The sequence below is a fragment of the Parabacteroides sp. CT06 genome (assembly GCF_002257605.1).
GTDB classification, from domain to species: Bacteria; Bacteroidota; Bacteroidia; order Bacteroidales; family Tannerellaceae; genus Parabacteroides; species Parabacteroides distasonis.
On record NZ_CP022754.1, the window covers coordinates 5,161,030 to 5,175,412 of the forward strand.

At 44.9% G+C, this 14,383-nt stretch carries 11 protein-coding genes; 6 read left to right on the forward strand and 5 right to left on the reverse strand.

What is annotated here, in order from left to right; translation table 11 throughout:
• Window positions 1-102: 102 nt before the first annotated feature.
• The 5 genes from CI960_RS22280 to CI960_RS22300 form a co-directional block, all read right to left on the reverse strand.
• The gene (locus CI960_RS22280) at window positions 103-1,335 is read right to left on the reverse strand and encodes a glycosyltransferase (protein ID WP_005862038.1); all 1,233 of its coding nucleotides are present in this window, start codon (window positions 1,333-1,335) and stop codon (window positions 103-105) included.
• A gap of 33 nt (window positions 1,336-1,368) precedes the next feature.
• Window positions 1,369-2,580: a radical SAM protein gene (locus tag CI960_RS22285; protein WP_005862040.1), complete on the reverse strand. Its 1,212-nt coding sequence runs from the start codon at window positions 2,578-2,580 to the stop codon at window positions 1,369-1,371.
• Window positions 2,581-3,002: 422 nt separating this feature from the next.
• Complete coding sequence (locus CI960_RS22290; RefSeq protein WP_005859980.1) at window positions 3,003-3,758, reverse strand: succinate dehydrogenase/fumarate reductase iron-sulfur subunit; 756 nt, start codon at window positions 3,756-3,758, stop codon at window positions 3,003-3,005.
• Window positions 3,759-3,788: 30 nt separating this feature from the next.
• Window positions 3,789-5,732, reverse strand: a complete 1,944-nt coding sequence (locus CI960_RS22295; protein WP_005859978.1) for a fumarate reductase/succinate dehydrogenase flavoprotein subunit — start codon at window positions 5,730-5,732, stop codon at window positions 3,789-3,791.
• Between the two features lie 48 nt (window positions 5,733-5,780).
• Entirely contained in the window at window positions 5,781-6,473 is a 693-nt protein-coding gene (locus CI960_RS22300) for a succinate dehydrogenase cytochrome b subunit (protein WP_005859976.1), read from the reverse strand.
• A 185-nt stretch (window positions 6,474-6,658) separates the two neighbouring features.
• Between CI960_RS22300 and CI960_RS22305 the strand changes: the two genes are divergently transcribed.
• The 6 genes from CI960_RS22305 (at window position 6,659) to CI960_RS22330 (ending at window position 14,364) form a co-directional block, all read left to right on the forward strand.
• Window positions 6,659-8,074 carry a tetratricopeptide repeat protein gene (locus tag CI960_RS22305; protein WP_008779061.1) on the forward strand — a complete coding sequence of 472 codons (1,416 nt, stop codon included), beginning with the start codon at window positions 6,659-6,661 and terminating at the stop codon, window positions 8,072-8,074.
• Window positions 8,075-8,183: 109 nt separating this feature from the next.
• Entirely contained in the window at window positions 8,184-9,407 is a 1,224-nt protein-coding gene (locus CI960_RS22310) for a 6-bladed beta-propeller (RefSeq protein ID WP_005859971.1), read from the forward strand.
• Window positions 9,408-9,635: 228 nt separating this feature from the next.
• A complete protein-coding gene (locus tag CI960_RS22315; RefSeq protein WP_005859969.1) occupies window positions 9,636-10,127 on the forward strand; it encodes an energy transducer TonB in 492 nt (163 codons plus the stop codon).
• 114 nt (window positions 10,128-10,241) lie between these two features.
• Complete coding sequence (locus CI960_RS22320) at window positions 10,242-10,604, forward strand: BlaI/MecI/CopY family transcriptional regulator (RefSeq protein WP_005859967.1); 363 nt, start codon at window positions 10,242-10,244, stop codon at window positions 10,602-10,604.
• Window positions 10,605-10,621: 17 nt separating this feature from the next.
• The gene (locus tag CI960_RS22325) at window positions 10,622-12,445 is read left to right on the forward strand and encodes a M56 family metallopeptidase (RefSeq protein WP_005859965.1); all 1,824 of its coding nucleotides are present in this window, start codon (window positions 10,622-10,624) and stop codon (window positions 12,443-12,445) included.
• A 56-nt stretch (window positions 12,446-12,501) separates the two neighbouring features.
• The gene (locus tag CI960_RS22330) at window positions 12,502-14,364 is read left to right on the forward strand and encodes a tetratricopeptide repeat protein (RefSeq protein ID WP_005859963.1); all 1,863 of its coding nucleotides are present in this window, start codon (window positions 12,502-12,504) and stop codon (window positions 14,362-14,364) included.
• Window positions 14,365-14,383: the final 19 nt, after the last annotated feature.

Genomic DNA, 14,383 nt, shown 5'->3' on the forward strand with positions numbered 1-14,383 from the left:
AAAACCACGATGCAAATATACGGAGTTACTATTATTTGTCAATAGTTTAAGTGCTAAATTGTGTTTTGTAACATGTAATAAAATCTAATAGGAACTTATGCCTCATTGAAATCTTTCGATAGAGTCGCATATATTCTTTATACCTCCCTCTTTTTGGATCATCTCGCCTATATGAGCGGCATTTTTCTTATAAAGCGGATTGGTGACCAGATCACAAACCTTGCGTTCGATCTCCTGCTCGCTCGCTTTCGCTATCTTAAGCCCTTCCGGCCCTAACCCTAATTGGTGGATTCGATAGGACCAATAGGGTTGATCGATAATCAACGGAGTGATTAATTGGGGCTTTCCCGCCCTTCCTACGCTATGGGTCGTGCCGCAACCTCCATGATGGATAACGCCGTCGCAGTGCGGAAATATCAAATTATGCGGAACCGGCTGCTTCATTAAGAATAAATGTTTATCCGCTTGTAAGGTGATTCCTGTCTTTGCCCAACCGGAATCGATGATGAGCCGATAATCATGTTTCTTGCAAATATCGACCAAGGCTTTGCTAAAACGGTTACCATCCTTGGAACTACAACTCCCGAGGGTAAAAAAGATAATAGGGCTTTGAGCGCTGTCGACGAATGATATCATTTCCTCGTAAGCCTTCTCATCATATTGAAAAGTGTCATTGAAGCAATAGCCTCCGATCGACCATTTGAACGTCCAGTCCGGATCTATGTTTCCTAGGTGCTGGCTGAAAAGCAAGTAATTATATGAACGCTCTCCCGCATGATAACCAAAATTACGAATCGGTGCGAGTCCGTATTTAGCCCGGTTCTTGTTGATCGTGTCTTTGACCATGAAATTGGTCATCCGGTTCATCAACTTCCATAAGATGGCAGGGGTGATGATCGGGTTGGGTTTGGGAAATGGCAATACGGCCGGGGGAATCTTCTTACCCGGCAAGAACGGGGCGTAGGCGGTACGTATCAAGGGCTTCTTGCAATACTCGGCGATACTTGCGACAGCAAATTCCGAGTTGGTCGATACTAAAATATCATGCTCTTTTAGTAGGGGAATCAATTGATCGAACTGTTTATCGATCACGTTCCTCATCCATTTAAGGAATGGCCGGAATTTATGTGAGTTTTGCGCTGCGCTATCGATCATGCCGCCGATATCGTCAAACTGCTGCAATACGTATTTAAATCCGTAGGGTTTAACGGTCTCCTCGAATATTTGAGGGAGATTGATGGTCACCTCATGGCCACGTCTTTCCAATTCGGCCGCTATGGCCAAATAAGGAAGGACGTCGCCTTGTGAGCCTCTGGTTACTAATAGTATTTTCATGCTACGTTTATTTATGGGCTATGAGGGTCTTGTTTACCGGATATTCAGTTGACGCAAACGCTCGATGTCCAGATGGTATTTGGCTTCCATCGTTTGTAGTTTCTGCTCATTGATGGCTAGGGGATGATTCAATCGTTTCGTTTCCCGGTATCCTTTATATACGGAGCGAATCATCTTACGTGGATTGAAAATGACGGATGAGGTGATCCAGCAGCCGTGCGTACACCAACAGTTGGCTTTATACCCATGTCCGATAGCGGCTATTTCCTGTTTCATCGCTTCGCTATTCATCACTTTACTTATATCGCAACCATACTCTTTTATATTTCCGAGCGGTTCCCGTAGCTCGCAGGCACGAAAACGTCCGTCGTAGTCGATTACCAAGGTAGTCTCTCCGGCCGTACAATCCATCCCCCAAGGGGTCGGGTGATCTATGTTGCTGGCACGCACATTATATAAGGTACGTATAAGGCCGAGATAGAAGAAGCGTGTGATCGGTTTCCTTAAGCCGGTGGTATCCGCTACCATCCGATCCGCATAAGCAGAATAGATAGGGGATATGTCATCTTGTATTTTGCGTAGCGTTGACTCGGTTAGGATTTTCACGCCATCGTCACGGGTCATGCCTCTGGCAGCCTCAATCGTATGCGTGGAGGTACGGAAACGTCCGTATACCCAAGTCATGAAGTCTTCTATCTGGTCTATATTGTATTTCGTGATAACGGTTGCTATATTTTTTAAGACTTTGCCGTCATCTCCGAAATTCTCCTGTATCTTACGCAGGGTTTCCAAGGCCTTATAGAAGTTTCCCGGTACGCCTCTCTGTGTATCGTGGGTCGTACCGAAGCCATCCAAGGAAAGGCTTACGTTAATATTACAATCCGGGCAGTTCTGGCGGAACCGTTTTACCCATTCGACGATCCGGTCTGGTTTTAAGCCGTTCGTAGGGATGTTCACATCTTTGATATGGTTGTTTTTGTAGAATAACTCCAATATTTCCGGTAGATCCTCACGCAAGGTAGGCTCACCCCCGGATATCCATAATCGATTGAATTGCCCGGCGGTTTCTGATATCTTCTTGATTTCATCGAAAGTGAGGTCGGGTTGCTTCTTATCCATTTCTTGGGCATAGAAACACATTGCGCATTTGGCGTTGCATCGGCCTGTTACGAAAAGGAAGATCGACTCGAGTTTTCTTTCCGTGCTCATTGCCCTGAAAGAACTGGTGGTTCGTTTTTTGTCCATTTTATTTTTGTTTTACCATTTGTCTTATCTGGCGCATGATTTTTTCCTTGTGTTTGATCAACACCCGGAGAAAATAACATAAGAAGCCAAATAAAATACTTATTAGCATATACTATATGATCTTTAAAGGCAAAGATCGACGATAAAATGACGCTAAACAATCTCTATTTGCAGTATTTTATGGTCCATGTTTAAAAGGTAGGTCTATAAACAATTAAAGCCTGTCTCACGACAAGCCCTAACCAAACTTTGTTAACCTTAAATCTAATACTATTATGAAAAAACCACGATGCAAATATACGGACTTTTCAATTCCTGTCAAGGGTTATAATGCTAAATTATGTTTTACGACATATAACAAAAACAAAAAGGCGCCTTTCTTTTAGAGAAAGACGCCTTTTCCATGATATACTAATCAAATATTAGTCTTGTAATTTAGCGCAAATGAACTCGCGGTTCAAACGAGCGATGTTGCTAACGGAGATATTCTTCGGACATTCCATCTCGCAAGCACGTGTGTTCGTACAGTTACCGAAGCCAAGCTCATCCATTTTAGCGACCATAGCTTTGGCACGGCGAGCAGCCTCGACTTTACCTTGAGGCAACAAAGCCAGCTGGCTAACCTTAGCGGATACGAATAACATAGCGGAACCATTCTTACAAGCGGCAGCACAAGCGCCACAACCGATACAAGCGGCAGCGTCCATGGCTAAGTCTGCGTCCTTCTTTGGGATAGGTATCGCATTAGCGTCGGGTACACCACCTGTGTTGACAGATGTGAAACCACCCGCTTGGATGATTTTGTCGTAAGCGTAGCGGTCTACCATCAAGTCGCGGATAACAGGGAAACCTGCGGAACGCCACGGTTCGATCGTGATCGTCTCTCCATCGTGGAAACGACGCATATATAACTGGCAAGTCGTAGCTCCAGTTGCCGGTCCGTGCGGGTGTCCGTTTACATACAATGAACACATGCCACAGATACCCTCGCGGCAGTCGTGATCGAATACGATCGGTTCCTTACCCTCGTTGACCAACTGCTCGTTCAAGATATCCAACATTTCCAAGAAAGAGACACTCTGATTGATCTTCTCAATTTTGTATGTCTCGAACTGTCCTTTCTCCTTCGGACCTCTCTGACGCCAAACCTTAAGTGTTACACTTATATCTTTATCCATGATTCTAATTTTTTCTGAGATTGATGATTATTACTTCTTGTAGTTACGTGTTTGAGGAACAACGAACTCATAGTTCAAATCCTCTTTCAACATGACAGGATCTTTGTCCTCGCCTTGGTACTCCCAGCAAGATACGTACATGAACTTATCGTCATGACGCAAGGCCTCACCTTCTTCTGTCTGGTGCTCCGTACGGAAGTGACCACCACAAGACTCAGCGCGGTCCAAAGCATCGTGTGCCATCAATGTACCGATCTCGATAAAGTCGGCTACACGTAATGCTTTCTCTAACTCGGTATTCAAGTTGTCTGCGTTGCCTGGGATGAATACGTTGCTCCAGAACTCTTTCTTCAAGTCTTTCAGCATCTGGATAGCTTCTTGCAAACCTTTTGCGTCGCGTGCCATACCGATATGTTCCCACATGATATGACCTAGTTTGCGGTGGATAGTGTCTACGGTTTCTTTACCCTTGACGTTCATCAATTTTTGGATACGATCCTTGATGGCCTTTTCTGCCTCGACGAACTCCGGCAGATCCGTGCTGAAGCGAGGAACTTGGATTTGGTCGGACAAATAGTTCTGGATCGTGTATGGTAATACGAAATAACCATCGGCCAATCCCTGCATCAAAGCGGAAGCACCTAAACGGTTCGCTCCGTGATCGGAGAAGTTTGCCTCACCGATAGCGAACAGACCCGGAATGGAGGTCATCAACTCATAGTCAACCCACAATCCACCCATTGAGTAGTGCAATGCCGGGTAGATCATCATCGGAGTCTCGTATGGATTATCGTTCGTGATCTCTTCGTACATATCGAACAAGTTACCGTATTTCTGCTTAACGACCTCTTTACCCAAGCGATTGATCGCGTCGGAGAAATCCAAGAATACGGCCAAGCCCGTGCTGTTCACGCCGAAACCTGCGTCGCAACGCTCTTTAGCGGCACGAGAAGCCACGTCGCGAGGAACCAAGTTTCCGAATGCCGGATAACGACGCTCCAAATAATAATCACGGTCTGCCTCGGGAATATCTTTACCTTTCTTCGTTCCGGCCTGTAGAGCTTTAGCGTCTTCCAGTTTCTTCGGAACCCAGATACGGCCGTCGTTACGCAAGGATTCGGACATCAAAGTCAATTTAGATTGGAAGTCACCTTTCACCGGTACGCAAGTCGGGTGGATCTGAACCATACAAGGATTAGCGAAGTAAGCGCCTTTCTTGTAGCATTGCCATGCGGCGGAACCGTTAGATGCCATAGCGTTGGTTGACAAGAAGAACGTATTAACGTAACCACCCGTAGCTACAACTACAGCGTGAGCGGCGTAACGCTCGATCTTACCTGTAATCAAGTTGCGGGCGATGATACCACGAGCACGACCGTCTACCTTAACTACATCCAACATCTCATGACGAGTGTACATCTTAACCTTACCCAAACCGATCTGACGGCTCAACGCTGAATAAGCACCTAACAAAAGCTGCTGGCCCGTCTGGCCACGGGCGTAGAACGTACGCGATACCTGAGCGCCACCGAATGAACGGTTATCCAACAAACCACCATATTCGCGAGCGAAAGGAACGCCTTGAGCCACGCACTGGTCGATGATTGAGTTAGAAACCTCAGCCAAACGATAAACGTTAGCCTCACGAGCACGGTAGTCACCACCTTTGATCGTATCGTAGAACAAACGGTAAACAGAGTCACCATCATTCTGGTAGTTCTTAGCGGCGTTGATACCACCTTGAGCGGCGATAGAGTGCGCACGGCGGGGAGAATCTTGGATACAGAAGTTCAATACGTTGAATCCCATCTCTGCCAAAGATGCGGCAGCGGAAGCTCCGGCCAAACCTGTACCGACTACGATAACATCCAAACGACGCTTGTTAGCGGGGTTCACCAATTTCTGGTGATTTTTATAATTAGTCCACTTCTCAGCCAACGGGCCTTGAGGTATTTTAGAATTTATTTCAGACATAATGATTTAATTTCAAAAGTTCTTAATTATAAAACCTGTAGCTTGCAATTAAGCACCTACTCCGTTTAGGAAGAAGATGATAGTAATGATCGCGAAAAGTCCGCAAATAACCGTAGCTACGATCTTAGAGATACATTCCCAACGGTTCATCCAGATCGTATTATTCCAACCAATTGTTTGGATAGCGCTCCAGAACCCGTGAGTCAAGTGGAACCACAAAGCCACGTACCAGATCAAATAAAGAACAGTGATCACGGCATTACCTTGGAAGTAATAGTTGATAAAAGCGGCTCCGTCTTGTGGAGATACCATAGCTGACCCCAATGCAACTTCGTGATGACCGATCAATTCGGCGAACATCATCTTATACCAGAACTGGCTGAAGTGCAACAGCATGAACAGGATAACAATCAAACCCAAAACGAACATGTTCTGAGATGCCCATTCCACGCCTTTCGGACGAGCGTTGATAGCGTAACGGTCGTTACCACGTGCCTTACGGTTTTGCAAGGTAAGAATGATAGCGTACACGAAGTGGATCACAACGCCTGCGGCCAATACGAGAGTAGCTGCCACAGCGTACCAATTAGAGCCCAACAGCGAACAAACCATGTTATAAGCCTCTCCGGAGAAAACGGCCGCCACGTTCATCGACAGGTGGAACAATAAGAACAGAACAAGAAAGAGGCCTGATATACTCATTATCAGCTTCTTCCCGATAGAAGAATTAAGTAACCACATAAGATAATAATTTAAGTTATTTAATTGTATTTAGAAATTTCTACTTAAACTATGTAATTATCACGCAAAGGTATGCTAAATCCATATATTGCGCAAACGATTAAAGAAATATTTCTGCATTAATGGGAGAGGTCAGGGCATGTGTCCCGACACATGGAATAATGCGGAAGGAAAAGGCTTTCCTTATGAATAATTTATATACATTTGCCTATATGCGTAAGGATTTGAATGGGTCACGGCATTTTTCCATAGGGATCAAGTTTACGATCTTATTATTTACGATCGTGATCTTGGTTCTTGTGCTTTTTTCATATAGGAGCGACAAGCATGGCAACCTGTTCTGGCAGGTAGAGAAATTGATTCCGCATCATCCGGACAGTGCTTTGGTGTTATTAGAGAAAGTGAGGGATATCAATGGATTATCGCTTCGAGAGAAAGCCCGTTATTGTCTGTTATGGACCGAATCACGGGATGAGGCGGGATTGAGGCATACATCGGATTCCATAATCTCTATCGCTACGGATTATTATAGGACGACACGAGGCTGTTACTGGCCTCCCAAAGCTTGGTTTTACCGGGGGAAAGTCTATGAGGATATGGATCAACCGTCCCTAGCTTTGGAATGCTATTTACGTGCGTTGGAATATGAGGGAGAGAATTGGGATTATGAATTCTGGGGAAGGTTATATAACCAAATGGGGATGCTGTACGCCGAGCAGGAATTATATGGCAAGGCTATGTCTTTTTTGAGAAAAGCGAGTGCTCAATATCAGTTATTGAACGATGCGGCCGGACAAGACCGGATACTGACCGAGGTCAAGAAATACGAGATGTTACGGGATTCTATCGGATCACTATCAGCGAGAGAATCGATTTATCAGATCACTTCCCGCTATGATGTAAGGCCGATCCGTGAGGACTTGTCTAAGAAAGAGTTGATGCTATTACAAAGGGGACAGGAGCGTTATCTGTACGCATTTATTATCGGCATAATCCTATTTATTTGCTTCCTCCTTTATCGGCGATGGAGAAATACGCAGGAAAACGCTCTTCGAAGGGAAGAAGCCTTGCGACGTTCGATTGCTAGCCAGCAACAACGTATGCGAGAAGAAAAAGAAGAGAATGAACGGCAAATCACCCTTTTGGAAAAAAGAATTACGAAAATAAAGGAAGAAAAGGATCAAGAGTTGATGTTGGTTTCCTTACAATTGGAAAAACAACGGCTGGAAATTTGTAACGAGTCGATTCTTAATAAGGAGAGTAAGCATTTATTATCTGTCGCGATCTTGCGGAAATCGGAGGTCTATGAGAAGTTTCACGATCGGGATGCCGGCAAGATTATCTCTGAGGATTGGGAGCTTTTGGAGGTTTTGTTGAATAAGGCTTATGATGACTTTACCTTACGGCTGAAAAAGCTATATCCTGTTATTTCCGATACGGAGTTGAAGGCCTGTATGCTCACGAAAATCGGTGTTCCCGCCAACCAGATCACACGGGTATTGAAATATAATAGTTCGGTACTTCGTCCTCGTCTATTCCGGAAGATTTTTAAGAAAGAAGGTTCTACGGAGGCATTTGTGGAGTTTATATCAAACTTTTGATTATTATATATTTATAGCGGTCTTGGCAGGTTTGTTCTCATTTTTGTTCTCATTTATTATGTGATTTGTGAGATATACGGGATATTTTTGGAGGCAAAAAAGCATGGTTATGAAAAGTGTAAAGTTAGCCTCTATCTTGTTTTATTTAAATAGTGTTTTTGTCGTTTCTTGTTTCGTGTCATGCGGTTCTTCGCCAACGGAAGCGTCCTCTCTTTTAACTGCGGATATAAGAGGGGGGATGGATAAACCGGGGCTATTGGAATTAGGCGATGAGATCAAGGGGGTTACTTTTGTCCCTTTAGAGGTGACCACGGATGATGCCTCGTTGATAGACGGAGTTTATGATTATGCCGTGACAGATCGATATATCTATGTGTTTCCCGTAAAAGAGCCCCGTATCGTCCTGTTCGATCGGCAAGGGCGTTTTATCCGGACGTTGGTAAAAGAAGGGCAGGGGCCGGGTGAATTTAGCGGTATTCTGCCATGTATCCAAGTGGACGAACGTAATGATCGCCTTTTTTTATTTAGTAATAATCGAGTTTGGGAATATACGTTAGAAGGTGAATTTATCGGACAATCCACCCATGAGTATTCGGTAATCTATATGCGTCATATCGGAAAGGATCGTTTCGCCGCCATATCATTCCCTTTTCAGCCTTTCAACGGAGGGGGATTCGGATTGGGCCTATTTTCGAGGAAAGGGGATACGATAGCGATCAAGAATGATTTTTATTCCTTTTTATTACCCCATGAGAAGAGCGGGTTCACGACAAGTATCGCCTCCGCTTATTCTGATGCGCAAAACTCCGTGTTGTTTAAGACCGGTAGTAATGATACGGTCTTCTGTATCTCGGCGGATCGAATAAGTGCGGCTTGTGTCCTTGATCTGAAAAACTCGGATGCGGAAGTGATTCGTTCGTTGGATGTTACGGACATGAGTAATTTGCGAATTGAAAAAAAGGACCCCAAGGATATCTTTGTGCAAGATATGATTGAGTTTCCGGCACATTATTATTTCCGTTTATTGTATAACCAAGGCTATTATATCGCCTCTGTGGATAAAAAAACGGGAAAGACACTCGTGGAAAAATGCGAGATGCCGGGGTCTATCTATGAACTGGCGGACGCGAACCTTCAACATGGCATGCAGGGTACGAGAAGTTATCGGAATTTCCCGGTCTGGGGGAGGGTCATAAAAGATGAGTTGGTACAAGTAGTGACCCCGTATGAGCTAAACTTATATAAGTCGCTTCACTCGATCACGATTCCGCAGGAGTTGGACTTAAAAGGAGAGGAGGGCAATCCGGTTTTTGTGTTCTATTCGCTTATTTGACTTCGATATGTATCGCTCGGTTGTACTTCTTGTAATAATCTAGCGATAGAAGCTATGTTCTTTTATCTTTTCTATGTCTTTGATGGCTATTAGTGTTATTTAACATATTGTTTATATTTATATTACGAATATTTCGTATGTTTGCGAAACCGACGTAATATCCGGGTATGCTTAGAGGTTGGTAAGTATGTGTAATAACGGTATAAATAACATTAAAACTGATTGAAAATGAAAAAGGCGATTATGAACACAATGATCATCCTGTTCGCTTTGGCGATGTGCGTAGGATGCGGACAGTCTTCGGAACAAAAAGAAGAAAGTGTTCCGACAGATGTAACAAAGGCAGAAAAACAAGAGCAAGTACAGGTGGAAGCGGAGGACGAAGATACGCTGGAAAATGGAGAGCAGGTATTTAGGGTAGTAGAGGTGATGCCGAAGTTTCCCGGCGGTGATGCGGAGCTTTTGAAATTTATAGCCAAGAATGTAAAGTATCCACAAGAAAGCCAAAACAAAGGAGAGCAAGGCCGTGTGATTTGTTCGTTTGTGGTAACGAAGGATGGAACACTTACGAATTACAAGGTCATTAGAGGAATCTCCCCGGCATTAGACCAAGAGGCGGTTCGAGTTTTGCAAATGATGCCTCGTTGGACACCGGGCACGCAAAGAGGCGAGCCGGTAGCCGTGAAATATACGGTGCCGATCACATTTAAGTTGCAATAATTCACGATTGCAGGTCTTGTGATTCTTATTTAATGTTAATTAACGTGCCTTCCGCATGCCGTTTACGACTATTTCGTAGCTTTGTGGATATACATTAATAAAAGGATAAGATTTATGGAGAAGCTAACGATGCAGGAAGAAGAGGCGATGCGCTGGATTTGGCGGATCGGTCCTTGTTTTGTGAAAGATGTGCTGGCCAAATACGAGGACCCGAAACCTCCTTATACGACGCTCGCTTCCGTGATCAAGAATCTGGAGCGAAAGAAGTACGTGAAGGCGAAACGTTATGGAAATACGTATGAATACCGTCCTTTGATAGAGGAAACGGAATATAAACGTACGTTCCTTGGCGGCGTGGTAACGAATTATTTCGCTAACTCGTATAAAGAAATGGTTTCTTTCTTTGCGAAAGATCAGAAAATCTCTACGGATGATCTAAAGGATATCATCGATTTGATTGAGAAAGGAAAAGAATAACCTAAATCCCACATACCATGACACCGGAATTTGCCTACTTATTGAAGGTAAATGTAGCCTTTGTACTCTTTTACGCCTTCTACCGGTTGTTCTTCTATAAGGACACGTTCTTCAAGCTACGTCGTGCGATATTGCTGGCGTTCTTTGGCTTGGCTCTGTTTTATCCTTTGCTGAACATCCAAGATTGGGTAAGGCAACAAGAGCCTATAGCAGATGTGATTTATATGTATTCCGCTATGTTGCCTGAGGCGACGGCGAAAGCGGATGCCGCGGCGTCCGTGGATTGGTATGGATGGTTGCTGGGATCTTTGGGGTTTATTTATTGGGGGATCGTAGCGTTCTTATGCGGACGTTTTCTCGTGCAATTAAGCAGTATCTTATGGTTGGCTCATACCAGTGAGCGTGTTGTTATTCATGAAACTCCGGTTTATGCGTTGCGGAAGGCCGCCGGGCCATTCTCCTTTTTCCGTATGGTCTTCTTGCATCCGGAGAGTCATTCGGATAAGGAAACGGATGAGATATTGACACATGAATGTACGCACGTATCCCAATGGCACTCGATTGACGTGATCTTGAGCGAGATGATGTGTATGGCTTGCTGGTTTAATCCTTTTGTATGGTTATTGAAGCGTGAGGTTAGGCATAATCTGGAGTATCTGGCGGATAACACGGTGATCCAGTCTGGTTACGATAGTAAGAGCTATCAATACCATTTATTGGGATTGGCTCATCATCAGTCCGTTACTACTTTGTATAATAGTTTCAATGTGCTGCATCTGAAGAACCGGATTATGATGATGAACAAGAAGCGGAGCCCGGGTATCGTACGTACGAAATATCTGATATTTATTCCATTGGTAGGGATCTTGATGCTGTTAAGTAATATCGAGGCGGTAGCCCGTTTGACTGTCCGTCTGGCGAATGAGGCTACGGTCTCGAACGCTATGGTGACGGCTACGGGCATTCTGGTTGATGAGACCGGGCAGCCTTTGATCGGGGCATCAGTTGTGGTGAAGGGCGGTAAAGAGAGGACTATCACGGATAAGAAAGGGGCTTTCTCTTTGGAGGTCCCTGCGAATGCGATTTTGCGATGCAGCTATCAAGGAAGGGAGTCTCAAGAGGTCTTGGCTGCTGATATGACAAATAATACCCATTTGTCCTTATCTTCCAAATCCCGTGAGATGAACGAGCAAGTATTTACCGTGGTAGAGAAGATGCCTAGTTTTCCGGGTGGGGATGCGGAGTTGTTGAAATACATAGCCACGAATATAAAGTATCCGAAAGAGAGTCAGGATAACGGGGAGCAAGGGCGTGTAATCTGCTCGTTTATCGTTGGGCGTGATGGTTCCGTCAATAATCCGGAGGTGCTTCGGGGAGTGACTCCTTTATTGAATGAGGAGGCCGTAAGGGTAATAAACACTATGCCTCGTTGGAATCCGGGAATGCAACGTGGAAAGGCGGTCGCCGTGAAATATACGGTCCCGATTACGTTCCGTTTGAAAAGTCCGGTAGAAGAAGCGAAGGAAGAGACTTTGACGGTAGTGGACGTGATGCCGCAATATCCCGGAGGGGATCGTGAATTATTGAAGTTTATCGCTCAAAGCATAAAGTATCCGACAGATGCGCAGGAAGCGGGAGTGCAAGGTCGTGTGATCTGTTCGTTTGTGGTAGATAAGAAAGGAAATATCGTGGAACCTAAAATCATACGGGGGATAGATCCCTCCTTGGATGCGGAAGCTTTGCGAGTCATCGGAATGATGCCCCGGTGGACTCCCGGTCGTCAGGACGGAAAGGCGGTCCGCGTCTTATATACGGTGCCTATTACTTTCCGGTTACAGTGAAATAAGAATAGAGGCTGTGTTGGTCGCTTAATCAGTAATCTTAAAAACATACAGATATGAATGAGAAATGTAATTTAGTTACAGTTCTGTTACTTTGTTGCCTTATTTTTCCCGGGAATGCTCAAGAGTTTAATTGGCAAGACTTGGTGAACCGTAAGCAATATGCGGCTGTGATCGCTCATGCTGATAGCCTTACATTAGCCGATTCTTCGAATTATGAGATTATGAACGCTATCGGGCAGGCTTATGAGGGTATGCTTCGGTATCAGAAGGCTTATGACTATTACCGTCTTTGCTTTTCTATGGATACGACGAACTTGGATATCTTAAACATCTTGGCTCGGACGGCGACGAACTTAGGCCGTGCGGAGGATGCCGAGCGATATTTTCATCAGGTCTTATCCGCCGATAGCTCGAACTTCTACGCTAATTATCAGTTGGCACGTCTGTATTTCCAATTGGGGGAGTATGAGAAAGCAGTTGATGCCTATGAGAAATTGCAAGCTCAGAATGAGGATAATACTGTCTTATACCGTGCGATTGGCGATTGCTATACTCGAATGGAACAATATCCTTCCGCTACGACCGCTTATTTTCAGGCGTATAACTTGAATCGTGAGAATGCGGGGTTGGCGGTTGCGTTAGTGAATTCATTGTATCGGATGGGGGCTAGTAGCCCGGATTATATATCGGAAGGAATAGCGATTTGCGATACCGCCTTGTTTTATAATCCCGGGAATCGTCAATTATTGCGTAGTAAAGGATTGGGGCTATATATCGTGAAACAATTTGTTCAGGCGGATTCTGTCTATTCCAGTTTGTTGGCTGATGGTGATTCCACCTACCTTACCTTGAAATATGGGGGAGCCTCGAAGTATTATGCCGGTCTGTATATGCCCTCGGTAGATATCTTGGATATGGCATATGAGCAGGATACGACCTCGGTCGAGGTATGCCTCTTATTGGGTTCCGCCTTGGGTAAGACGTATGACCGGAAGCGGGCTTACGACTTATTTGACCGGGCGGAAAAGGGATTGGAACCCAATCGTTTCTTGGTAAATCAATTATTGGCCTTCCGTGCGGAGACTTACCAAAAAGACGGGAGATATAAGGAAGCGTCCCGTCTCTACTATGAGGCATGGAAGAAGAATCCGGAACGACTGGATTTCCTGGCGGCGATCTCGCATATGTATAGTGAGATTGACGTGTCTAAATTCCAGAGTGAGGAGGATCGCCAGCGAGGGCTTTTTATCTTGGTACTTTATATGAATGAGAGCTTAAAGAAAAAAGCGGACGAGAGGACGATGGTGTTTAGCCGGGCGCTTCTGCAATCCTTCTATGAGGATATGTTTTTCCGTAATGTGGAGGAGGAGACTATGATAGACCCGGATGGGAAAAAGAGCAAGATCTCTATCGTGGATTTGCGTAACCTGATCAATCAATTGCCGGAGGAATCGGAGATGGTCATGGAGATTCGTGCCATGAGCGCCAGAAGCTCGGGTAAGATAGAGGAGGCGGCCCGTCTGCTTTATCGGGCGTGGAAGGTGAAGGGTACTCGTGTAGAATTGCTTCGTGAGATCGCGAACCTATATAGCCATCCGGATATCTCCGGATTCAAGAATGCGGAGGAGCTACAGAGAGGTGTATTCGCTCAAGTGACTTACGCAAAGGAACTGTTGAAAAACGAGTCGGATCTGAGTAACTTGACTTTTACCCGGCCTTTCTTGGAGTCATTAAATTCGGATATGTCCAAACGGGGTATCACGGAGCAAACCATGCTGGCTCCAGATAATCGGAAAAGCCAGCTTTCTATAGATGAACTCCAATCTCTGATCCAACAACTGCCGGAGACATCCGATGAGGTAAAAGAGATGATACGAATGATGGACCGGGAGAAAATGCTAAAGAGCAAGAAATGACATTGAACGAAAGACTTTA